The sequence below is a fragment of the Polaribacter sp. WD7 genome (assembly GCF_003335085.1).
Lineage (GTDB): Bacteria > Bacteroidota > Bacteroidia > Flavobacteriales > Flavobacteriaceae > Polaribacter.
In genome coordinates, this window is the sequence record NZ_QPEJ01000018.1 from 432,431 (window position 1) to 456,727 (window position 24,297).

The 24,297-nt window shown below is 30.5% G+C and carries 21 protein-coding genes; 6 read left to right on the top strand and 15 right to left on the bottom strand.

Annotation, left to right across the window (positions count from 1 at the left end):
- Window positions 1–12: 12 nt before the first annotated feature.
- From DUT90_RS11160 to alaS, 10 genes are all read right to left on the bottom strand, one after another.
- Window positions 13–1,794 (bottom strand): ATP-binding protein, encoded by a 1,782-nt coding sequence (locus DUT90_RS11160; protein ID WP_181858194.1) that lies wholly within the window; start codon window positions 1,792–1,794, stop codon window positions 13–15.
- A gap of 115 nt (window positions 1,795–1,909) precedes the next feature.
- Window positions 1,910–2,185, bottom strand: a complete 276-nt coding sequence (locus DUT90_RS11165; RefSeq protein WP_114427269.1) for a hypothetical protein — start codon at window positions 2,183–2,185, stop codon at window positions 1,910–1,912.
- 10 nt (window positions 2,186–2,195) lie between these two features.
- Window positions 2,196–3,527: a hypothetical protein gene (locus tag DUT90_RS11170; protein WP_114427270.1), complete on the bottom strand. Its 1,332-nt coding sequence runs from the start codon at window positions 3,525–3,527 to the stop codon at window positions 2,196–2,198.
- A gap of 104 nt (window positions 3,528–3,631) precedes the next feature.
- On the bottom strand, window positions 3,632–4,045 hold the full coding sequence (locus DUT90_RS11175; RefSeq protein ID WP_114427271.1) for a hypothetical protein: 414 nt from the start codon (window positions 4,043–4,045) through the stop codon (window positions 3,632–3,634).
- A gap of 48 nt (window positions 4,046–4,093) precedes the next feature.
- The gene (locus DUT90_RS11180; RefSeq protein WP_114427272.1) at window positions 4,094–5,188 is read right to left on the bottom strand and encodes a hypothetical protein; all 1,095 of its coding nucleotides are present in this window, start codon (window positions 5,186–5,188) and stop codon (window positions 4,094–4,096) included.
- An 82-nt stretch (window positions 5,189–5,270) separates the two neighbouring features.
- Window positions 5,271–5,975, bottom strand: a complete 705-nt coding sequence (locus DUT90_RS11185) for a DUF6498-containing protein (protein WP_114427273.1) — start codon at window positions 5,973–5,975, stop codon at window positions 5,271–5,273.
- 68 nt (window positions 5,976–6,043) lie between these two features.
- Window positions 6,044–6,994 carry a GSCFA domain-containing protein gene (locus DUT90_RS11190; RefSeq protein ID WP_114427274.1) on the bottom strand — a complete coding sequence of 317 codons (951 nt, stop codon included), beginning with the start codon at window positions 6,992–6,994 and terminating at the stop codon, window positions 6,044–6,046.
- Window positions 6,995–7,033: 39 nt separating this feature from the next.
- The gene (locus DUT90_RS11195; protein WP_114427275.1) at window positions 7,034–8,611 is read right to left on the bottom strand and encodes a DUF1501 domain-containing protein; all 1,578 of its coding nucleotides are present in this window, start codon (window positions 8,609–8,611) and stop codon (window positions 7,034–7,036) included.
- 2 nt (window positions 8,612–8,613) lie between these two features.
- A complete protein-coding gene (locus DUT90_RS11200; protein WP_114427276.1) occupies window positions 8,614–10,236 on the bottom strand; it encodes a DUF1800 family protein in 1,623 nt (540 codons plus the stop codon).
- A 69-nt stretch (window positions 10,237–10,305) separates the two neighbouring features.
- On the bottom strand, window positions 10,306–12,924 hold the full coding sequence (alaS, locus tag DUT90_RS11205) for an alanine--tRNA ligase (protein WP_114427277.1): 2,619 nt from the start codon (window positions 12,922–12,924) through the stop codon (window positions 10,306–10,308).
- Between the two features lie 159 nt (window positions 12,925–13,083).
- Here alaS and DUT90_RS11210 point away from each other — a divergent pair, with 159 nt between their 5' ends.
- From DUT90_RS11210 to DUT90_RS11235, 6 genes are all read left to right on the top strand, one after another.
- Window positions 13,084–14,052 carry a M23 family metallopeptidase gene (locus DUT90_RS11210; RefSeq protein ID WP_114427278.1) on the top strand — a complete coding sequence of 323 codons (969 nt, stop codon included), beginning with the start codon at window positions 13,084–13,086 and terminating at the stop codon, window positions 14,050–14,052.
- Window positions 14,053–14,106: 54 nt separating this feature from the next.
- Window positions 14,107–14,436 (top strand): MerR family transcriptional regulator, encoded by a 330-nt coding sequence (locus tag DUT90_RS11215; RefSeq protein WP_114427279.1) that lies wholly within the window; start codon window positions 14,107–14,109, stop codon window positions 14,434–14,436.
- Window positions 14,437–14,549: 113 nt separating this feature from the next.
- Window positions 14,550–15,158, top strand: coding sequence for a LemA family protein (locus DUT90_RS11220; protein ID WP_114427666.1), 609 nt, complete (start codon window positions 14,550–14,552; stop codon window positions 15,156–15,158).
- A complete protein-coding gene (locus DUT90_RS11225; protein WP_114427280.1) occupies window positions 15,159–15,596 on the top strand; it encodes a TPM domain-containing protein in 438 nt (145 codons plus the stop codon).
- Entirely contained in the window at window positions 15,593–16,435 is an 843-nt protein-coding gene (locus tag DUT90_RS11230; RefSeq protein WP_114427281.1) for a YgcG family protein, read from the top strand. Before DUT90_RS11225 ends, DUT90_RS11230 begins: the two co-directional genes overlap by 4 nt.
- Before the next feature lie 17 nt (window positions 16,436–16,452).
- Window positions 16,453–17,298, top strand: coding sequence for a hypothetical protein (locus DUT90_RS11235; protein WP_258848549.1), 846 nt, complete (start codon window positions 16,453–16,455; stop codon window positions 17,296–17,298).
- Window position 17,299: 1 nt separating this feature from the next.
- Here DUT90_RS11235 and DUT90_RS11240 read toward each other — a convergent pair whose 3' ends face one another.
- The 5 genes from DUT90_RS11240 to DUT90_RS11260 all read right to left on the bottom strand — a co-directional run bounded on the left by DUT90_RS11240 (window position 17,300) and on the right by DUT90_RS11260 (window position 24,285).
- Window positions 17,300–17,674, bottom strand: a complete 375-nt coding sequence (locus DUT90_RS11240) for a DUF423 domain-containing protein (protein ID WP_114427282.1) — start codon at window positions 17,672–17,674, stop codon at window positions 17,300–17,302.
- 6 nt (window positions 17,675–17,680) lie between these two features.
- Window positions 17,681–21,382 (bottom strand): metallophosphoesterase, encoded by a 3,702-nt coding sequence (locus DUT90_RS11245; RefSeq protein WP_114427283.1) that lies wholly within the window; start codon window positions 21,380–21,382, stop codon window positions 17,681–17,683.
- Between the two features lie 3 nt (window positions 21,383–21,385).
- Window positions 21,386–21,979 carry an NTP transferase domain-containing protein gene (locus DUT90_RS11250; RefSeq protein WP_114427284.1) on the bottom strand — a complete coding sequence of 198 codons (594 nt, stop codon included), beginning with the start codon at window positions 21,977–21,979 and terminating at the stop codon, window positions 21,386–21,388.
- Window positions 21,980–22,996: an XdhC family protein gene (locus tag DUT90_RS11255; protein ID WP_114427285.1), complete on the bottom strand. Its 1,017-nt coding sequence runs from the start codon at window positions 22,994–22,996 to the stop codon at window positions 21,980–21,982. It abuts the gene before it with no gap.
- Window positions 22,997–23,067: 71 nt separating this feature from the next.
- A complete protein-coding gene (locus DUT90_RS11260) occupies window positions 23,068–24,285 on the bottom strand; it encodes a bifunctional alpha/beta hydrolase/OsmC family protein (RefSeq protein ID WP_114427286.1) in 1,218 nt (405 codons plus the stop codon).
- Window positions 24,286–24,297 lie beyond the last annotated feature (12 nt).

Below are 24,297 nucleotides of genomic sequence, written 5' to 3' on the forward strand. Positions count from 1 at the left end.
TGAAGACATAAACTATACGTCATCTGTCGTATTTATTTTAATTTTTAGTGTAACACTAGTACCTAAGGTATTTTTAGAATCAATTAAAACTTTTCCATCAATTTCACTCATGCGTTTTTCCATGTTAGATAAGCCATTACCTAGAGTAACTTCTGCAATAGAAAATCCGATTCCGTCATCTTTTACAACAATAACAAGGTCATTTTTTTGTTGTTCAATATCAATATCAATATCAATATCAATATCAATATCAATATCAATAGAAATTGTTTTGGCTTCTGCATATTTTATAGCGTTGTTAATGGCTTCTTGTATTACCCTAAAAATATTAATTCCCTGAACGGATGAAAAACTAAAATCTGTATGGATATTATTATTGATAGAAAACTCAATATGTTGTGTAGCAATTTTAGCCTTTTCAACAAAACTCAATATTCTAGAATGTAAATCTTCCATAGAGATTTCGTTTTTGTTCATTGCCCAAATCGTATCACGAAGTTGGTGAATAGTATCTCCTGTAAAAGTGCTAATGTTTGTTAGCTTATCCTTTAATTTTACGTCAGCATTTTTAGATAAAAACTTTAAATTATCAATAGAAGAAATAATGAAAGTTAATTGTGAACCTATATTGTCATGCAAATCTCTTGAAATCCTTAGACGTTGTTCTTGCAGTCTGTTTTGTGTTTTAATTTTAGCCAAAGCATCTTTTAAGTCAATTTCTTTTTGAAGTTGTTTTCTTTTAAGTTGGTTTCTTTTATAAATGGCAAAGAAGCTAACACCAAAAATAACTAATAAAGAAGCTAACAAAATAGTATATACTGTTCTGTTTTTAATGGCTAGCTTTTGTGCTAAAAGCTCTTCTCTTTGTTTCAATATTTGTTTTTCTTTTTTTGCTGTTTGATAAACAGCTTCTATTTCTTGTGCATTTTTATCTCTTTGTTTTGTAAACATAGAGTCTTTAATGATGAGTAAATTATTTAAATCTTCTGAAACTTTTTTGTAATTATTTAATGCTTGATACACTTGTGCCCTCTCTTCATAAATCCATTCAAAAGTTTCAATATATTTACTTTTTTTTGCATAATAAATAGCAGAGTCAAACATTTGTAAAGAATATTTATGGTCTTTTGCTCTTCGTCCATACATGCCTAAATTGGTAAAAATAGAAGCCATTGCATAATCACTTTTTGTTGGTCTATAAAGCTTTAAGCTAGTTTCTGTATACAGTTTTGCTTCTGGTAACCTATTGGTTTCCATAAATGCATAGCCAATATTTACAAATGTATTTTTAATATCAAATGAATCTACTTTTGGTAAAAAGTCTAAAACCTTTTTTTGAAAAACTATAGCACTATCAGGATAACCTTTTTCTGTATGGGCAGCAGCTATCATATTTAATGCGTTTGCTTTTAGCAAAAGGTTTTCTTTTTCCTCATTATCTGGTAATACTTCTACCGCTTTTTTACCATAAACTATAGCTTTTTTGTAATCTTGAAATAGACGGTATGAGTGAGACATATCAGCCAATATTTCTGATATTATTGTTGAATCATTGTATCTTTCAGCAATATCTATTCCTTCTTGAGCAACTTTAATGCTTTTTTCAAAACTACCTTTAGTATCAAAAAAGTGAATCGTGTTTATTAAGTACCTAATGTAGTCATTGTATTGATTTTTAGATTTTGAGTAAGGTTTAAGTTTTTCTAAATAATTAATAATACTATCCTCATTATTATTTTTTAAATTCTCTTTTGCCTTTTTTAATATTGTTTCAAATTCAGATTGAGATCTCAAATAACTATCTTGTGAAAAGATAGTTTTAAAAAAACATAGAAATAAAAACAAACTAAATAGAAGCTTATTTTTCATAATTTAAACAGTTTATTGTTAGAAATATAGTAAAAAGTACTCAAAAAATCTCTCTTAACGAAAAATCAATAGTTACAATAGCAAGATTTACCTTTCTAAATTTCAGAGCAGTATTACTCTCAAAACCAATAATTTGTTGAGAAACACTTTTTAGGTTTTCTTGTTGATGTTTCTCTTTCTCAACTTCAATTACCAGAGACTGCAAACGATTTTTCTGAGTTTTCTTAAATTTTTGATGAACCACAACCAACCACAATCCTAAAACAAAAAATAAACGAATAAAAACAGAAATAAAAATAGTGATTTGTATGGCCATGTTATGAACGCTATTTTAAATAAAATCCGGTAGTAACGTTTTTTTGATCTACCACTTTAAAAAAACCATTTACATTAAAACTTACGGTTAATGGGTTGTCTCTAAGAAGTTTAGTAGTTTTATATACTCTAAAGAGTGCACTATCATTGTATTTATTTTTCATTTTCCATTCGTAATTTCCCTTATCTGTGGTTTTAAAAGAGCTTACAGTCATTTTTAAATTAAACTCTTCACCATTAAATTTTATATTTACATCAACATTGCTTCCATATTTAATTACAGAGCCGTCTGTACTGCTCATTTTTAAAGTACCAGATAATTTTTTAACTTTTTGTTTAGAATATACATAGTTAAAATTGTAAAACTTACTTGTTATGTAAGAACTATTGGTTTCTACGTTATTAGAAGTATTGTTGTTTGTTGTATTTGTTTTTTTCTTTAGCGGAACAACATCCGTATTTGGGAAGTTGCCTAAACCGTTAACAAATTTTGGGTCAAAATTAGTACTTCCTGTAACATCGCCATTTTCAAAATGGATTTCTCTAAAATAAAAATATTGATATTTACCAGATCTATAGTGTTTTTTAATCCAATTGTCTTTTTTATCATATATGTAATCGTACTTTATGCTAGTGTCTGTTTTTCCTTTTGAATTAGATTGTAGTAGATTTCCTTTTCTATCGTATTTATAAGTAGTCGTAGAGTTGCCATAGGTGCTGTTAGATTTGTACAAGGTTTTATTACCATCTTCAAAAATTGTAGTATAAGTGCCTATAATGCTACCGTCTTTACTGCTAAAACTTTTTCTACTTGTTGTTTTTTTACTGCCTTTATATGTATAATTAACTTCTGCTATTAAATTGTTAGATTTGTTGTATTCTTTTTGATGAACTGTGTTACCTCTCTTATCATTTGAATACTGAATAAAGTATTTGCTACCATCTTTATAAAGAGATTCTCTTTTGATCAAATTATTTTTTTTGTCATAAGAAAATAAGAAGTTATTTGTGTATTTTCCTTTTTTATCGCTGATGTCTTTTGTGTCTAGTAATAATCCTTCTGTATTGTAATTATATAGTTTTTTTACAGGCGTAGATTCAGAATAACTACCATTGTACAAGTAATAGGTTTCTACAAGATTTCCTTGGTTATTGTAGCGTTTAATGTCTACCGATCTTTTAACAAAACCACCACTATAGGAGTCATAACCGTAATAATGTGAAATTACTTTTCTTACGTTTTTATGTAAGTTTTGAGACTTTAAATTATAAATTTCAGTTTGACCAAAACTGTTGAAATAAAAACCAACTGTAATCCATAATAGTATTAATAATTGTCGCATACGGTTCTCTTTTTTTGGCTGTTGTTCTTAAGGAAATGACTGATGCCGATTTGTAAACACCAGCCATTTGTAATCCTAAAAAACAAAGTTTATATTTTTTATTTCTATAATTCTGTAGACTTAGGTTTGTGTAAATAAATTACTTTTAGTGTATTAAAAGTATTATCGCATATATGAAATTCTACAGGCTGTTTGTTAAAAACAGAATCTGAAATTTGTTGAGCATACAATCTAAAAATTACTTCATAACTTTTGCTGTCTGTCGCCTCTTTAGAGGTTACCATTTTAAATTGATAGTTTCCGTTTTCATCATTTTTTGATAATTGAACAGATTTTTCTTTACCATCTGTAAAACCAGAACTTACCAAATAATTACCAAGTTTTTCTGCATCAGTTTTTTCTACCTTCATGGTATAATAAACGTCTGTTTTATCATATTTTAGTCTGTCTCCGTAACCAATACAGCTCAATATTAATACAGAAAAAAGTAGTACAAAGACATATTTTGTAATTTTCATAATAGTATCGTTAAAAGAAAAATTATCGAAGAAAATAAATTTGAATTATTATTTCATCTTAGCAAAAAAAGCATCTAACTGTTTAGTTAAAAATGTATTACATGAATTGTAGTATCCTTCGGCGTATTTTTTTGCATCAACATCTATCCACTTTGTAGTGGTAGAAAACCGGTCTGCAGTAGCACTTAAATAACCAGAATACGTACTAAAAGAGGTAGGTACAAAAGACCCTTGTTTTTGGTATGCAACTACTTTTTGTTTTTCTACAACACCATTAATTTCTATATCTTCTTTAAGTATTCCTGTAAACGAGGCTTTAGAACCTAAACCTACTTTACCCTGCATAAACGTAATATTTGAACTTGCAGGATAATCATTGGTTGCTCCTTTAATACTTACAGAGCCCAAAAGTTTACCAGCTATCCCTTTTTTCTTTTTTGGTTTTACAGGTACAGAAATTAGGTAGTTACTTGCCAAACGTAAATTGGTTTTTAATTTTACTTTGGCTGCACTTCCTTTAAATAAGTTGGTTCCATTTTCTGTAAACATTACAAAAAGATTTACATCTGCAATGGTAGCTTCTCCAAGGGCCTTAGATAGTTTTGCCTGATTACCAATACCTCCTAGAAAACCTTTTTTAATTTCACCTTTGTCTGTTTTTCTCTTGTAAAAGAAAGAAAATCCTTCTGGTACGGTATTAATAATTCCTGAAAAACTTTCGCCAATAGAAGGCCCTGTAGTTTTTTTCCAATCGTTGTATAATTCTGTTTTTCCGGCTTCATCTGCACTTATAATTTCATAGCCCTCACTTTTCAATCTGTTTACAAAGTTTGTGTATAATTTGTTGGTTTTTTCTTGCATTAAATTTGCTTGTATACCCCCTAAACCAATGGCAGCTCTTGCAGTTGCACTTCCTTTATTACCACCAATTCTACCACCGTTTCCACCATTTTTAAAATCTACAGCTTCTTTATAAAATTCATAATTTACATTAAAAGAGTTGATGTAGATTTTCTTAGGTGCTTTTTTCATCGTTTTTACACCGTAAAATTGATTTTTTACGTTGATTTCCCCTAAATCTTGAGAAAAAAGATGTATTGAAGTGAATACACAAATTAATAGGACAAAATTTAAACTTTTCATTTTTTTGTTTTTTAAGATTACTCAACAAAATTGTAAAAATTGAAAAGTTGTTACAATACGGCAAATGACGTATATTTTATATTTATTCTGTAAATAAAATGAGTTGTTTCTTAATTTCTTCTATAGACACTTTTTTGTTGGCAAGTATTTGTGCCAAAGCATCTAAGGTCTTAGAATTTTTTTTAATTGATTCCAAAGATAGATCTACAATTAACCTAAAAAGCACTAGCAGTATCGCTGAGACAAAGCCAATGTTTGTAAAAACGATAAAAAAGAAAGATATAATTACAACAAACTGCTGTATAAAAATGCGTACGTAAGGTTTAAACATTAAATCTTTAGCACTAAAAACTAAGTATTTTTTATGGTGCAAAAAATCTGAAATAAATTTACCTATATGATTCAGAAAAATAGCAGGAAATGCGTATTGAATACCCTCTAGATTAATTATGATTCCGTAATTCTGTAGAATATGAAAAGGTTCTTTAATAACAGAAGTATTTTCTATGCTAAACAGCGCGAACCCAAAAATAGATTGGATGGCTACAAAAAAACCATAATGAATTGTAAAAATAAGAAGCAAACTAAAGCCTTTAGATTTTCCGAATACAATACTCCACAACATTTTTAAAGTGGTAAAAAGACCTATAATAATGGTTTCTAAAAAATAAGCAAAGAGAATAATAATAGGAGATGCTTTACCAATATAAAGTAAAAAAAGTAAATAAATAGCACCTAACCAAATGAACACATTTTGTGTTGTTGGATAAAAAATATTTTTGAACACACTAATGATTTTAAAAGCGTAAATGCCACTTTTTAAAAAGACATTTATAATACGCCAAATGCCTTATTTTAAAATCGAATAGACGGAAATTGATTTTGCAAGCGCTCTTTTTTAGCTTCTAAATTTTGTAAAAATTGTTTATGCTCTTTAGAGTCTTTATAAAAAGGTTTGTGCTGCATTCCTTTTTGAATATTATCCACTTCTTTAAGTATTGGTTTTGTGTTTTCTGAAAACCAGGTTTCTACAAATCTCTCCCAGATGTAATGTATTGCAATTTGGTTGGGATGAATCATGTCTTCTGCATAAAAACGATATTCTCTTAACTCATCCATCATAATTTCATAGCTAGGAAAATAATGAATGTTATTTCTAACATTTATAAGATGATGAATTGCAGCAATTAAATGAGCCTTACTTTGTGTGTTTTCTACAAAACCATCTTTTAGATGACGTACAGGAGATACTGTAAATAAGATAGTTGCTTTTGTATTGATAGATTTTATGAGTTGTACAGTTGCCTCTAAACTTTCTATAATTTCAGAAACAGAAAGTAGCTCTTTTAAAAATTTTTTTTGCGGAATTTTATGGCAGTTGGCTACAATGGTATCACTTTCAATATGTCTATATACCCAAGATGTTCCTAAGGTAATAATTATATGATTTGCTGTTTTTAATGTAGAAAAAACTGATTGTGATGCGGTGTTTACATCGCTTAAAAATTTAGTTTTATTAGGACTACTTAAAGTTGAATGTGTATAAAAAGAGTGCCAACGTTCTTGATGAAAAAAAATATCTTTCTCTAAATATTCTTTGGTATTTATTGCATCTAAAACCATCTTTTCTATGGCTTTTGGATGAAAAAGAATTCCAAACGGATTTTGAGTAACATGAAACTTAAAGTAACCGAGTTTTTTACCAATATTTTCTGAAAAACAGGATCCTAACACCAAAATTTTAGACGTATAATCTATTTGGTTGTGTGTCACTTTTGTAATAGGAATCTTGGTTTGAAGTTTCATTAGAAGTCTGTCTAGTTCTAATGTAAATTTAGAATAAAATTAGTACTTCAACAACTTCTTTGTTTTAGAAATTCCTTTAGATTGGTAGTGTACAAAATAATTTCCTGAAGCCAAATATTGCAAGTCAACTTCAATTGCATGCTGTATAGAGCTGTATTTTTTATTTGTAATTTGTTTAACTACAGCACCAATACTATTATATAAAGTAATTTTTACGTTTTCATTATTTCCGTAAAAGCGAATTTTTATAGAATGTATTGTTGGGTTTGGATAGACTTCTATATCTAATTTATCTAAAGAAAAATCATCAATAGATAATGCTGCAGAACAACCACTTTTAAAAATGGGTAGTGCATCAAATTCATCAAACAAAACGGTGTTAGATTCTTGTTTTGTAGCCCCTAACCAATCTGTTAAAATGGTACTGTATACATTTCTAAAATCATATTGCATTTGTACACCTTCTTTATCATCAACCTGAGTGTCTATTTCTGGTGCATCTCCTAAAATAGTATTGTTAGCACAAGAACCAAAGAGAAATAACGGTGCAGCTGTACCATGATCTGTACCTAAACCTCCGTTAGAACGAATTCTTCTTCCAAATTCAGAATATGTCATTCCAATAATTTTATTGTCAATACCTAACAATTCAATATCGTCTTGAAACGCTGCAATTGCATCAGATAGTTCTTGCAATAGTACTCCATGTCTACCAGTTTTTTTATCTCCTTCTATTACTTGGTTGTCATGTGTATCAAAACCACCTAATTGTACAATAAAAACTTTGGTTTTTAAGCCGCCAGAAATCAATCTAGCAACATGTCTCAGTTTTTCTGACAAACCAGAATCTATATATTTTTGAGAGACATTGTTGCCTGAATTAGATGCGTTTTTTATAACAGTTGCGTAAGCATTGGTTTGGCTAATGGTATCGTTTACAAAACTTAAGGCATCACCATAACAATTCTCAGGTATTTCTCCGTTGCTAGTTACAAGGGCAGTCCCAGGATTATCGGGGTCTTCTAAAGCCATAGAAAAATTTGCTGAAGTTCCTTGGCAAGTTTCAGAAACAATTCTACCAATGGTTATGGCAAAAGGGTCTGTATTGTTTTCATTTGGATAGCTTTCTGGAAACTGAGGATGATTTTCGTTAAAAAAACGACCTATCCAACCAGAAGAAATAAACTCTTCTGCATCCGAAGCAGAGTTCCAGATATCTGTGGATCTAAAGTGCGATCTATTTTGATTAGGATACCCTACATTTTGTATGACAGCTAGTTTTTCATCATTCCAAATATCTTGCATTCCTGTCATATTTGGATGAAAACGAGTTGTTCCGTTAACAGTTAATAAATCTGATTCAGGAATAATGATATTAGAACGTACAGCTTGTAAATTGGCATATTGATTTAAATCAAAAACTGTATTCAATCCATCATTACCACCTTGCAATTGTATCAATACCAATACATTTTCATTATCTTCAGAAAAATTATACTCTTTTGGTTTGTGGTTTGCAAAAATTGGAAAACCACTTAAAGCCAAAGGCAAAGAAGCTGAGGCTATTGAACTTAGTTTTATAAAATCTCTTCTGTTAAGTTTCTGATTCTTTTTCATAACTACATGATTTGAAATTCAGACATTTGTACCATTGTTCCTATCAAATTTCTCAATTTATTTTCTACAGAAGCTCTTAATGCTAGGTCTGTAGGATTTGCCAAATAGTCTGAGTATTCTACCGTCCATTCAAAATCAGGCAATCCTTGAATTAAAAACTCTTTTAAACTATCTACCTGATCCTGAGAAATTTCATAATTAAAAAGCTGACTAGCCAACCCTGTAACCAAAGCATTTGGGTTTTCTGCATTTGTAATTTTTGTAGCGATTAACAAAACAGGTACCAAAGGAGGAACTCTATATTTTCTTTTGTCTATCAATAACTCACCACCAGTTACAATTACTTTGCAAAACGCTAACCTTTTAGGTAAGGTATAACTGTTTACCCAAGTTTTATAAAATAAAGGTTCTTGGTAATAGGCTTTCCAGCCTGCAACATCTGGATGATGAAAGATAGATTGCTCTAAATCTGTACATGCTAAATACAATAAATATGCAAAATCGTACTCTAATTTAATTGTTGTTTTAGGAGCTGAGAATAATAAAGACTTAGTAGCAGATAGCATTAAGTCTATAGGGCTTTTAATCATACAATATGTATTTTCATAAAAGTGTTCTGATGAGAGTAATACTTTTAAAGCGGGTGCAATTTCATAATCATTATCTCGTATTGTTTTTGCTAAGGGCTCTATAATGTTGGTTTCTATATCGTCAGATATTTCTGCAGTTACAAACCATCTATAAAATTGTCTTACTATAAAACGAGAGCATTCTTCTTGTTGAAAAATTAGATCTATTACATCTTTATATTCTTCATCTCCATTTTCTGCAATAACAGTATTGTTGAATCTATGTGATAAAGTTTTAGCTCCTTTTGTGTGTCTGTTATCGGTAAAATAAGCATTTAATGCATCTTCATGTCTAATCCATCTAGCTCTCCATCCTGTTAAAACTTTGGCTATTTTTACAACATCTTCTTCTGTGTAATAGGTATAATCTCCGCTACCTGCGGTTGCTCCTTTACCGATAGTAAACAGCTCTAATAATTCTCTTGAATAGTTTTCGTTTGGCGCATTATTTTGATTTTCGTTACCACTTAAGTAAATTAACATATTCGGGTCTATTGTAATTTGCTTGGTTAACTCTTTGAAGTTGCCTAGAGCATTTTTTCGCAAAATATCCATATAGTAAAACTCTCTATGCGGATTTGTATTTTCTGAAACAAAATGATTGTGCCAAAATAGGGTAAGTTTTTCTCTTATTGAAATTCCAGAATTTTGCATGTTTAAAAATGACCATGCATACAAAGATCTATTTCTAGATCTAAAAACACGATTTCTTTCTTGCGAGGTTGGTAAATCAGGATAAATAGGCGCATTTACCCAAGTTTCTCCGTAGTTTACATCTGGGTCATTTACTTCATTTCTACCAGTACCATCAAGTTCATATTTTAAGGGAGGTTCTGGTAAAGGAGTTTCTTCAAATAATTTGTTTACAGTTGCAGACAAACCTAATGTTACAGACTCTGCAACTAAATCTGGAGTAATACCAAATGAAGTTCTTCTTAATAAATGTCTTGCTTTTTCTGCAGACCAATTTCCGGAATAAGTATCTAAATAAGCCACGTTCTAAAGATATGAAAATAAATACAACAATGTATTTCAATTCTTTAGACCACAGAAAAATAGAAAAGTTTAATTTAGGTATTCTTTTGCTTGTTCTAACGCTTTAGGAATTCCTCCAGGATTTTTACCTCCAGCAGTAGCAAAGAAAGGTTGGCCACCTCCACCACCGTGAATGAGTTTACCCAATTCTCTAACTACTTTACCAGCATCATAACCACGTTCTTTTGCTAATTCTTTAGAAATATAACAAGTTAAAAGTGCTTTGTCTTTTTTTGGAGTTGCAGCAAATAATAAGAATAAATTATCGTATTCTTTTCCTAAACCAAATGCTAAGTTTTTAATACCATTTGCATCTAAATCTATTTTAGTAGCTAAAAATTGAATACCATTCATTTCTTGCAGTTGACTTTTAATTTCACCAGACAAATTTTGAGCCTTATCTTTTAGTAATTGCTCAATTTGTTTTTTGAGTGATGTGTTTTCGTCCTGTAAAACTTTAACGGCTTTAACAGGTTCTTTGGTATTATTTAGCACTTCTTTAATTTCTAAAAGCGCTTTATTGTTTTTAAAATAAAAATCTTTTACTGCATTATTGGTAATTGCTTCTATCCTTCTAATACCTGCAGCTACAGCACCTTCTGACTTGATTTTAAAATGCCAAATATCAGCGGTATTGTTTACATGAGTTCCACCACAGAGTTCAATGGATTCTCCAAATTTAATAGCTCTAACGGTATCACCATATTTTTCGCCAAATAATGCCATTGCACCTTCGTCTATTGCTTGTTGCATGCTAATGTCTCTTTTTTCATCTAAAGCAATTTTTTCAGCAATACGAGTATTTACAAAATCTTCTACTTCTTGTAATTCGTTAGCTGAAACTTTTGAAAAGTGAGAAAAATCGAAACGCAAATAATCTGCTTTTACCAAAGATCCTTTTTGTTCTACATGTGTGCCTAAAATTGTTCTTAAACCTTGGTGTAGTATATGTGTAGCTGTATGATTACATTCTGTATTAAACCTATTTTGGGCATCTACAATAGCATCAAAAGAATTTGATAAGTTCTTTGGTAGGTTTTTGGTGAAATGAATAATAACGTTGTTTTCTTTTTTAGTGTCAAAAACGAATGTTTTGTTTTCATTTTCATCAACTAAAAAACCCTTATCACCAATTTGACCTCCGCCTTCTGGATAAAAAGGAGTCGCATCTAAAACTATTTGATATAATTCTCCATCCTTTTTAGAAGTAACTTTTCTGTATCTTATAATGTTAGATTTGCTTTTTAAAGCATCATAACCTATAAAACTTTCGGTAGCATTGTCTATCAAAACAGTCCAATCTTCAGTGCTCATTTCACTAGCCGCTCTAGATCTATTTTTTTGTTTTTGCAATTCTGCTTCAAATCCTTTTTCATCAAGCGTATAACCTTTTTCAGATAAAATAAGGGCCGTTAAATCTATAGGAAAACCAAAAGTATCATAGAGTTCAAAAACTTTATCACCAGAAATTTCTTTTGTTTTTGCAGATGAGATAATACCATCTAGCAGTACCAATCCTTGATCTAATGTTCTTAAAAAAGAAGTTTCTTCTTCTTTAATTACGTTTTCAATCAATTGCTGTTGTGCTTTAATTTCTGGAAACGCAGTTCCCATTTTTTCACTCAAAACAGCAACTAGTTTGTATATAAAAGACTCTTTTTTATCAAGAAAAGTAAAACCGTAGCGTACAGCACGTCTTAAAATTCTACGAATTACGTAACCTGCTCCATTATTACTTGGTAATTGGCCATCTGCAATAGAAAATGCAACAGCTCTTATATGATCTGAAATTACACGAATAGCAATGTCAACTTTTTCATCAGTATTGTATTTGCTATTTGTTATGGCTTCAATTTCTTTAATAATTGGTGTAAAAACATCTGTATCATAATTAGAGGTAACGTTTTGTAAAACCATACACAAACGTTCAAAACCCATTCCTGTATCTATGTGTTTGTTAGGCAATTCTTCTAAACTTCCGTTTGCTTTTCGGTTGTATTGCATAAACACCAAATTCCAGATTTCCACCACTTGAGGATGATCTTCATTTACTAGGGTTTTTCCATCAATTTTAGCTTTTTCTGCAGCAGAACGAATGTCTACATGAATTTCAGAACAAGGTCCGCAAGGTCCTTGATCTCCCATTTCCCAAAAATTATCTTTTTTATTACCCTTTAAAATTCGATCTTCTGCAATGTATTGCTTCCAAATGTCATACGCTTCAGTATCCATGTTTAAATTATCGGCATCATCACTTCCTTCAAAAACAGTAACGTACAAAATGTCTTTGTCAATTTTGTAGACTTCGGTCAGCAATTCCCAAGCCCAAGCAATTGCTTCTTTTTTAAAATAATCTCCAAAAGACCAATTGCCTAACATTTCAAACAACGTATGGTGGTAGGTATCATAACCTACTTCTTCTAAATCATTATGTTTTCCAGAAACTCGTAAACACTTTTGTGTATCTGTAATTCTATTTTTTTTTGGCTTTCCATTACCTAAGAAATATTCTTTAAAAGGTGCCATACCAGAATTTACAAACATCAAAGTTGGGTCATCTTTAGTTACCATTGGAGCAGAAGGAACAACTAGATGTTTTTTTTCTTGAAAAAAATTTAAAAATGTGGAACGAATATCTTGTGATTTCATAAAAAAGAAGTTTCCAACAAGTTGGATGATGTTAATTTATTTTAATAAAAACTGCTCTAAAAATGCAGTTGTAAAACATTTTGTAAATTTGTGAGTTATTAAAAATGATTTTTAAACTTAAATCATAAATAATAGAGCAAAAATAGTATAAATCCTATTATGGCGAAAGTAAAATATTATTACGATGCAGATACCCTTTCTTACAGAAAAATTACTGTAAAAAAGAGTGCTTATTATAAGAAAACCATCTTTGGTATTTTAGGGGTGTTTTTAATTGCATTTATTGGTTTTATTGTATTTAGTCAGTTTATCATGTCTCCTACAGAACGTGCTCAAAAAAGAGAGCTAGAAAATTTAAAATTGCATTATGAACTATTGTCTAAAAGAATGCAAGAGAGTAATGAGATTTTAGCACAACTACAAGAAAGAGACAACAATATTTATAGAACATACTTTGAAGCAAACCCAATACCTGATGAGCAAAGAAAAGCTGGTTTTGGAGGTGTAAACAGGTATAAGTATTTAGACGGTTTTGATAATTCTACCATGGTTAAAAAGTTAACCAAAGATATAGATGTACTTTCTAAACAATTGGTTGTACAATCTAAATCTTTAGATGAAATTGTTGAATTGGCTAAAGAAAAAGAAAAAATGTTAGCTTCTATTCCTGCAATTTTACCGGTTAAATTAGAAGATATGACAAGGATGGCTTCTGGTTATAAATGGAGAATGCACCCTATTTTAAAAATAAGAAAGTTTCATAAGGGGATGGATTTTACAGCCCCTATAGGCACACCAATTTATGCTTCAGGAAACGGAACTGTAATTAGAGCACAAAGAAGTCCTACTTTTGGAAAAGTAGTATATATAGATCATGGTTATGGGTACAAAACTATTTATGCCCACATGAGTAAAATAAAAGCCAAAAGAGGAGAAAAAGTAAAACGAGGAGATTTAATAGGTTATGTAGGCAATACAGGTAGGTCTGTTTCTTCTCACCTGCATTATGAGGTGCATAAAAACAATAGAGCATTAAATCCTATTAATTTTTATTACGGAGATTTAACTCCAGAAGAATTTGCAGCAATGCAAAAAGCAGCAGAAGAAGAAGGACAATCTTACGATTAAATAGCTTTATAAGCTCTATATAGCTGTATTTCAACTAACTTTTATCAACTAAAAATGCATATAGATTTACCCGAAAAAAGGTACTACAAAATTGGAGAAGTTGCCAAAGCGTTTCAGGTAAATGCATCATTAATTCGGTTTTGGGAAAAAGAATTTGACATCATTAAACCTAAAAAGAATGCAAAAGGAAATCGTCTTTTTACACAAGAAGATATCAATAATTTCAAGTTGATTTTTAATTTGGTGAAAGAACGCGGATTTACGCTTGATGGGGCCAAACAAAAATTAAAGAAAAACCCAGACTCTATTTATGATACTCAAGAAATCATCAATAGGTTAGAGGCTGTAAAAGCAGAGTTGATTAAAATTAAAAATCAACTGTAACAAAACGTAAATTATACTACTAATAGATTGGTATACGTAAATATGTTTTACTTTCTCAAGATTATTGGGTAATATTGTGTAACAGAAAATCAACAAAATTAAATTTAGAAATTATGAAAAAATGGTTAATTCCAGTAATTGTCATCGCAGTTATTGTATTTGGTATTTACAATTGGGCTAAAGGGTTTAATAATGAAGCTGTTGTGTTGCAAGAAGATGCAAAAACAACATGGTCTAATGTAGAGAGTGCTTACCAACGTAGAAACGATTTGATAGGCAACTTGGTAAAAACTGTACAAGGAGCAGCAGATTTTGAAAAAAGTACGCTAACAGATGTTATTAATGCAAGAGCTAAAGCAACTTCTGTAAACATAAATGCAGGTGATTTAACTCCAGATAAAATGGCGCAGTTTCAACAAGCACAATCTGGTTTAACAGGGGCTTTATCTAAGTTATTAGTTTCTGTAGAGCGTTATCCTGATTTAAAAGCAAATCAAAACTTTTTAGAGTTACAAAGCCAGTTAGAAGGTACTGAAAACAGAATTAATGTTGCCAGAGATCGTTTTAATGAGGGTGTAAACAAATATAACAAGCATATTAAAGTTTTTCCAAACTCATTTTTAGCAGGTATTTTTAATTTTGATGAAATGTCTCGCTACAAATCAAATCCTGGTTCGGAGAATGCACCAGACATTAATTTTGATTTTAATAAAAAACAATAAATGTCTAAAGTAGAAGCCTTTCTTACTCCACAAGAAGAAGAAGAGATTATTGCTGCTATTAGAATTGCAGAGCAAAATACTTCTGGCGAAATACGTGTACATATAGAATCTTCTTCAGAAAAAGATCATTATCAACGTGCGTTAGAAGTATTTCATTTGCTTAAAATGAACAATACAAAAGATAAAAATGGTGTTTTGATATACGTAGCAGTGCATGATAAAAAATTTGTGATTTATGGAGATGAAGGCATCAATAAAGTAGTTTCTAAAGATTTTTGGAATGCAACTAAAGATGTAATGCAAAATCATTTTAAGCACAAAGATTTTAAGAAAGGTCTTATAGACGGTATTTTAAAAGCGGGTGAAGAGTTAAAGGTTCATTTTCCTTGGCAAATTGATGATATAAATGAACTTTCTAATGAAATCTCAAAAGGATGATATTCAAAAAAAAGAGTTATGTTCAATTTTTGGTTTTTGGTAAAAAAAATATTTTTTTACTCACTCTGTTATGTTCAATAGCGCTCTTTTCTCAAGGATATAAAATTCCTGAAAAACCTAAGTTTGAAACTAGTGTTTACGATTATATAAACCTGTTGTCTAGTGCTCAGAAAAAGAGTTTAGAAAATAAGTTGATTCGTTATTCAGATACTACATCAACCCAAATAGTTGTCGCAATTATCGCATCAACCGAAGGTGAAAATATTGCATATTTAGCCGCAAACTGGGGAGAAAAATGGGGTATAGGTCAAGCAAAGGAAGACAACGGAATTTTAATGTTGTTGGCAAAAGACGACAGAAAAATAACTATTCAAGCGGGTAAAGGTGTAGAGCATTTACTTACAGATTTTCAATCTAAAAGAATTATAGAAAGTATTATCATTCCAGATTTTAAACGCAATGATTATTATGCAGGTTTAAATAACGGAGCAGATTATATTTTTAAAACATTAAACGGAGAGTTTAAAGGAACTCGAAAAAGAGATGCACAAGGTTTTGACCCTGGAATTATTGTCTTCATTATTTTTATTGTTATTCTTTTTTGGTTAATCTCTAAAGGAAATAAAAATAATAGAGGAGGAGGACGAGGTTATAGAAGAGGTTCTGTAGCAGGCAGTATTTTAGAAACCATTATTTTAAGTAATGCAGGTAGAGGCGGACGAGGCTTTGGAAGTTCTTCTGGTGGCGGAAGTTTTGGAGGTGGTGGTTTTGGTGGCGGTTTTGGTGGCGGTTTTGGTGGTGGAAGTTTTGGTGGAGGTGGTGCCTCTGGTGGATGGTAAATTATAAAAGAATAATTATGAAAAAGGTTGCAGTACTATTTGGTTTATTAATTTTATTTAGTTGTCAAAACTTTGGTCAACTTAAAATACTTGGAGATTTACCCAGTGACTTGAAAGAGGTTTCTGGTGTAGAATTTGTGAGTAGTTCTAACCTTATTTGGGTGCATAATGATGGAGGTAATTCGTCTAAATTATACTTAGTTTCAGAAAAAGGAAAAATTATAAAAGTGGTTGATGTTAAGGCCAAAAACCATGATTGGGAAGATTTAACTTCTGATAATAAAGGTAATCTTTATATTGGTGATTTTGGAAATAATAGAAACAGAAGAAAAAATTTACGAATATTAAAAGTAGACCAACAGTATTTAACCACAAATAGTGCTGAGGTAACAAAAATTGAATTTAGTTATCCAAATCAAAAAAAATTTCCACCCAAAAAGAAAAACCGTTTCTTTGATACAGAATCTTTTTTCTATTTTAAGAATAACTTTTACATTTTTACTAAAAGTAGGGTAAAAAATAAATTTGGAAAAACTTTTTTATACAAGATTCCTGCTCAAAAAGGGAAACATGTTGCTGAATTGGTTGGAGAATATGACAATTGTGAGGATAATGATTGCTGGATAACTTCTGCAGATATTTCTCCAAATGGAGATAAAGTAGTTTTATTATCACAACAAAATATTCTTGTATTCTCTAATTTTAGAGGAGATAATTTTTTTTCAGGTGATGTAAAAGAAATTAAATTATCATACCGCTCTCAGAAAGAAGGTGTTTGTTTTAAAGATAACAATACTCTTTTAGTAACAGATGAATTTGCGAGAAATTCTGGAGGTAATTTGTATGAGTTAAGTTTAGAATAGATTATAAATATTTAAAAAGCAATAAGACCCATCCCAAAATTAAAAACAAACCACCTAAGGGTGTAACAGGACCCAAAAATTTTAATTTTTTATTTTGAGCAGAAGAAATCACCAAGCCATAAATTGAAAAGGAAAATAGTAAAACTCCTACAATAAAGCTCCAAATAATATAATTGTTTATTGCTATATCTTTACTTAATTGAAACCCAAGTAACACTAAAACAATAGCATGATACATTTGGTACTTTACACCAGTTTCAAAACTTTGTAATTGTGCTGTTGTTAATTTCTTTTTTAATAAGTGGGCTCCAAAAGCTCCAAAAATGACTGATAAAGTGCCGAAAGAAGCACCGAAAACTAATGCAATTGTATTCATTTATAATTAAAAATCAAAACCTAAACTTATTTCTATTCTAGAGCCATCTTTACTACCAAAATAACCTATTGTTCCTCCAAACATGTTTGCAGCATTTATAAAAAATCCACCACCATAAGAAGTATGAAGGGTAGTGCTATTTATTGCGTTTGCAGATAATGAGTTTGGTGTACCCCAAACTTTACCGTAGTCAAACCCGCCATAAAAACCAAGATTTAAGGGTAACAATGCTGTTTTTAGTTTACTAGCATTCCATCTTATATCTGTAGTTTGTACAAAAGAGTTTTTTCCATTAAAACGTTCATTTCTAAAACCTCTTAATCCTTCATTAGCACCAATGTTTGCTGCCTGATAAAATTCAAAATCTCTACCAATAATAAAATGCCCTTTTGCTTTTGAGGCTAAGACTAATTTACCGTTAGGAATTAGTTTATGAGTTATGGCTAATGAGGTAATATTATAAGCAAAACTTCTTGCTTCTTGTATGTTATTGGTAAAGCCTAATTTAGAAGTAAAAGAGACTCCTAAAGTAGGAAAAGATGCATTGTCTGAGTGCTCATATGTATAACTTGCCTCTGCATTTAAAAACTGCTGAATAGAAAATATTCTATTTTTTGCAGGAAACTGAGGATTGTCTATAAAACGACCAGGAGTTCTCTCTACATCAAAATTTTGATATTGAATACCAATTTTAATTTTTGCACCTAAATCTCCTCTCCATTTAATAAAAGAACCCGCATTAAAACGTCTAATTCTTGCTCTATTGAAATCTAAATTAGGGTCATCTTTATTTGCTTCTGTATTTATAGATCCGTTTCCAAAACCAAAGAAATTTCTTGCAAAATTAGGACTTGTGTAGTTAGATGCTATGCCTAAATTCCATTTGTCAAAAATGTTAGCAAACTCGCTAGTATATTTCAATTCATATCCTCTTGTAGCAAAATAATAGAAACCAGAAAGAACATGTTTAGAGGTAAAGGGGTTTCGTTCAAAATTATTTACTAAAATTGTTTTTTTAAGCCCTAGTTTAACTCCATCATCAGGATTAAAACCAATTGCAGGCGATATTAAATTTGTAGTACTTTTTGTCTTGGTATAATCGTATGTATTTGTTTTGTAATTGTCTGTTAATTTTTTATGAATACGCTTGGTTTTAAATGTATTCTTTTTGGTTTTATGATCGTACACCCTAACCTTGTTTTTTACATTTACTTCATAAGTATCATTATCTAAACCACCAATAATTTTTAGTTTAATTGCGTTTTTACCTTTTTTTCCGTTCACGTTAAAAATGTCATCATCGTCTAGACCGTATATCCATATTTCTTTAGTAATGGTATTAGAGTATGTTTTTTGCAGTAAAACATCTGCTTTTTTTCCATCCTTAATTCTGTATGCAGTTATTTTGGTATCTCCATTTTCAAAACGTTCTATATCAAACCAATCGTCTTTGTTAGTGCCTAATACAACTTGAAAATCATTAAGGTATTTAAAATATCTTTCGGCAATTTTTTTTAGATTTTTTTTCCTTCCTATTAATTTTTTTTTGATATCATTAATAGTTTCATCTTGTACTTCTTTAGGAAACTTTGCTAAAGCGCTATCTATAACATCATCTGTAATTTGGTTTTGAATTCTAATAGCTTGTTGTTTCCAAACTTCTTTTCCAGATCTTGTTATTAGCATCATATCTAACGGATAAGCAGAGTAGCTAAACCACTTTGGATTTTTTAAATCTTCTTGATAAGAACGCAATCCTTTTAAACCTGGTAAAGCATTAGTTAAAAAATTGAGTAAAAAACCATCACCAAAAATAGAGAATACTTGGTCTCTATCTCTTGGTACAGGCTTGTATACTATATTATCACCTTTTTTAAATTCTGCCCATCTCCATTGGTCTTGATGTCTATCCCAATCTCCAATAAGCATGTCGAAAAGACGAGCTCTTATGTAGGTTTCTTCATCTAAGATATATTTTTCGTCTTTCTTTAAATTTTTTCTTAAGTCGTCTGTACTAATCAAATTGTTAGAGTATCCAAAATTCTTTTTATCTCCATGACCCTCATCAGTTCTTTCTTCAATCATGTACAATTCATCTCCGTAATCTAAATTAAACTCTCCTAATTTTTTTTGTTTTGGTACATAAAACAGAACTGGTTTTGTATGATAAATATCTATAGCTTCTGCTAATTTATCAACTGTAAAAGGAGCGTAAGGGTGAGAGCCCGTAAAAACATCCATAAGTAAATCTTGTGTTAAAGTACCTTCAAACTGACCTTCTACATATTGATCTTTAAAAACTACAGATTGTAAATATTGAACCGCATTTTTACGCAATGCTCTCATAACGTATTCGCGTCCCTTTTTATCTTTTAATCGTAATGATTTAGATTGATGCCCACCACCTCTTCTTACTGGAGTTAACCCTCCATATAGCGTATCTAAACTTACTGTAGGAACGTTTACCTTTGTACCAAAATATTGTCTGTAACGCTTACCCCAAAGAAGTTTATAGAGTTTGCTTTTATCTACTTCTTTTTGAGTGTAAACGGAGGCTTTTTTGTGTGTAAGATTTACATTAGGGAAATCTGAAAACTTGGCTACACTATCTTTATCAAACACATTGGCTTCAAAAACAATTTTTCTTTCTTTTGCAGTGTAAAAATGCACTGTAGAAGATCCATCTTCATAAACATCTAGTCTTGCAAAACCTTGGGTTCCATAACCAAAAACACCACCATTAACATTTTTTACAGCAGTAAGTTTAGAGCCAGAACCACTTACAATTTGTGGTAAATTTTCTTTAACAATGTATTGTAAACTATGCTCATGACCAGAAACAAAAATTACTTTTTCGTTTTGTTGAGAAATGGTAATAATTCTTTTTCGTAAATCATTATACTTAAAGTTTTGCTGATCGGTATTTGTGACACCAGATGTTTTTCTCAAAATATTTTGGATAGAGCCTAGAATAGGTAGCGGTTTCATATGACTTTTTAAAGAATAATACCCACCGTGAGGACCATTTGTAAAAACAGGATGATGTAGCGCAACCAACGTTGTTTTTCCTTGAGATTTTTTGATTAAACTTTCAAATTCTTCAAAAAACTTTTTTCTTGTTTTTATTTCGCAATCATCGTTTATTCCAGGATGTTTGTCCCAATTGGTAACATACCAATGAGAATCTACAACAATGACATTAATTTCATCATTAATTTCAATTTTTTCTAAAGGACACCCTTTTTCTGGTTGAAAAGAATTTTTACCAAGTGCTTTGTCTACTAACTTTTCTTGTCTTCTTAACCCTTTTAAACCATTGTACCAATCATGATTTCCGGGAATTACAATTGTTTTTCCTGGGAATTTTTTACCAATATCGGTTTGTACTTTTAACCTATGTTTGGCAAGTTTGTAATTTTTAGAATTTTTATCGGGAATTCCCTTAGGATATACATTATCTCCTAAAAAAATTAGTGTAGCATTTTTTTTGGCCTTTAAAATTTCTTTATCTAAATAAGCTAATGCAGAATCTTTTTTATATAAATCTGAGTTACCAGCATCACCTATTAAATAGAAAGAATGTAAAACATTTAAACTATCTTTTTTTGGTGTAAACTGATGATCATTTACAACTTGCATTTTAAGGGTTGCACAAGAAACAAATAAAATTGTTATAGTGATAAAAAAGAGAAGTTTGTGTAGTTTCATAAGTTAAATACTATTTAGGTAATTTAAATAATCTTCAGGAGTATCAATATCAACTAAATTTGTAGGCAAGTTACAGAAAATAATATCTTTTTCGTTTTTTTTTAGTAATTCTTTAGCGCCCTTATCTCCCGTAATTTTCAATAACTTTTTAAAGTATGTATACGGAAAGATAGCAGGAACACCTGCTTTACCTTGATAATTTGAGGCAACAATTTTAGAAGTATTGTTGTTAAAGATAGCTATCATTTTAGCTAAATAGGTTGAAGATATTGCGGGTTGATCTGCTAAAATGATAAAAATACCTTTATAACTATGTGTATTAGTATTTACATGACGTAGACCAGCTATAATACTAGAACTTAAGCCCTCATTGTAGTTAGGGTTTATAATATACTTTAGCTCATTTGTGTTAATTTCTTTTTGGATACGGTTTGCGTTTGCTCCTAAAACACAAAACACGGTGCTGTTTTTTAGTGCTTTTACTTTATCAATAGTAATTTCTAAAAGCGTTTTGTGGTTTACTTTAAGAAGTTGTTTAATACCATTCATTCTTGATGATTTTCCTGCGGCTAAAAGTAAAATAGCAATATCTTTCATTTAAGAACTGTGTATCTTTCCATTCAAATTTCTTAGAGAAAAAGGTTCTTTTTTTCTAACTACAGATAAGATTTCTGCTAGAATAGAAACGGCAATTTCTTCTGGGGTTTGAGCGCCAATATGTAAACCAGCAGGAGTATAAATTGTATCTAAAAAAGCATCAGAAATATCAGGTACATAATCAAAAAGATCAGAGAATAAACGTTCTCGACGTTTAGGAGCACCTAAAATACCAATATATTTTGCTTGATGTTTAGCCAATTGGATAACATATTTTAGATCTTGAACGTAACTATGATTCATAATTACAATAGCCGTATGTTTATCTATATTAGAAAACTGAATAGTTTCTGGACTTTCTCCAACTACGGTAGTTGCTCCAGAAAAATCATGCAATTGTTTGCTGTCTTTTGCAGCGGTAATTACGTCTACTTGCCATCCTAAATTTGCACTAATTTTACAAAGTTTAACAGCATCATGCTCACCACCAATAATAATAAGTCTAAAAGCAGGTTGTACTATTTGTGTAAAAGAGATTGTATTTTTTTTAGGCTCAAATTTGTTAGAAAATGTAAATTGTTGCTTATTGTTAAAAGTAATTTGAGAACCAAAAGTTCCAAAGCTTTCATCCTGTAATGCGTACCAACTTTCAATTTTTAAAGTTTCTCTATTTAAAATTGCTTTAGAGTACGAGGCTAAAAAATTATCAGTAACAAAAAAAGGTTCAATTAAAATATATAGAATTCCTTCGCAACCCAATCTATATCTGCCATCATAAGTAATAATTTTTGATTTTCCATCTAAAAAAACAGAGGTGCTTCTTTGTATGATTTCTTTTTCTACGCAACCACCACTAACGGCTCCTACATAGTTTAAATCTTCAGAAATTAACATTCTAACCCCAGGTTTTCGATAAGAAGAACCATTTAAATGAACCACAGAAGCCAACACATTTTTCAATCCTTTTTGTTGATTGATAACACTTTGCTTTAGTATTTCTTTAAGTTCATGAATCATTAAAAACTACATCTTTATTTCTTGAAAAACATACTGTTTCTTCAAAAACTCTTTTTACGAAGATATTATTTTTAAATCAATTCTGTGTCTATAATAGTAGTGGTTAATAATGTTTTGTGAACTGGACATTTAGATGCAATTTCTTTAAGTCTTTTTCTTTGCGTTTCATCTAAATTGCCTACTAATTTTAACTTTTTTTGAAGATGATCTAAACGTGTAGGTTTGTCTAATTCTATCCCTAAATCATCACTATGTTTTTTAGAATAGGTTATGTAAGCAAATACTTCTTGTAAGTCCCACTTTTTACGTTCTGCATACATTTTTAAGGTCATAACTGTACAAGCCGCTAAACCAGCACTTAGATAATCGTATGGAGACGGACCAAAATCATCACCTCCAATGGTAGCAGGTTCATCAGCAATAAAAGAATGTTTTTTGGTTTGTATAGAAGTTGTAAAATTATCTTCTTGTATATTTAAATGCGCTACCAATTGTTCTCCGTTTATTTGTAACATTTCATTTTCTTCGGGTTCACAGTATTTATCTACCCAAGTACCAATTAAATTGCCCACGTATACGCTATCAGAATTCTTAGAAAGCAAATGATCTGCATCGTCTAAACTAATAAAACTCTTTGGATGCATTGCATTATGATAAATTTGATGTGCATTTTCTATACCCACGATATTGTCAAAAGGAGCATGCATGACCAGAATAGGTTTTCTAAGTTCTTTTATAATTTTTGGTAAGTCTGTTTTATGAAAATCTTTTACAAAATCTTGATTTATAACAAAGGGTCTTCCACCAATTGTAACTTCAACTTCTCCTTTTTCTGCAACTTCTTCTACTGCATGAGAAAATAAATGCGTTACATGCCCCACAGTTGCAGGCGCACCAACAGTTGCCACTGCTTTAATATTTTTTAATTTAGAAGCAGCTACAATAGCTGCAGCACCACCTAAAGAATGCCCTACTAATAAACTAGGAGACTTGTAATGTTTTGTTATGTAGTCATTTACAGCTAGTAAATCATCTACATTGGCAGAAAAATGGCTGTCAGAAAAATCACCTTCACTTCTTCCTAAACCTGTAAAATCAAACCTTACAACCCCAAAACTGTGATTAGATAAAGAACGACTGATGTTTTTTACAGCATTAAAATTACTATTGCAAGAAAAGCAATGTGCAAAAATTGCAAAATGATTTGGTTTTTGATTGGCAGGTAACTCTAAATAAGCTCTTAGTTTTAGTCCTTTTTTGTTTTCAATTTCAAGTCTAATTGTATTCATAAGGTTGGTTTT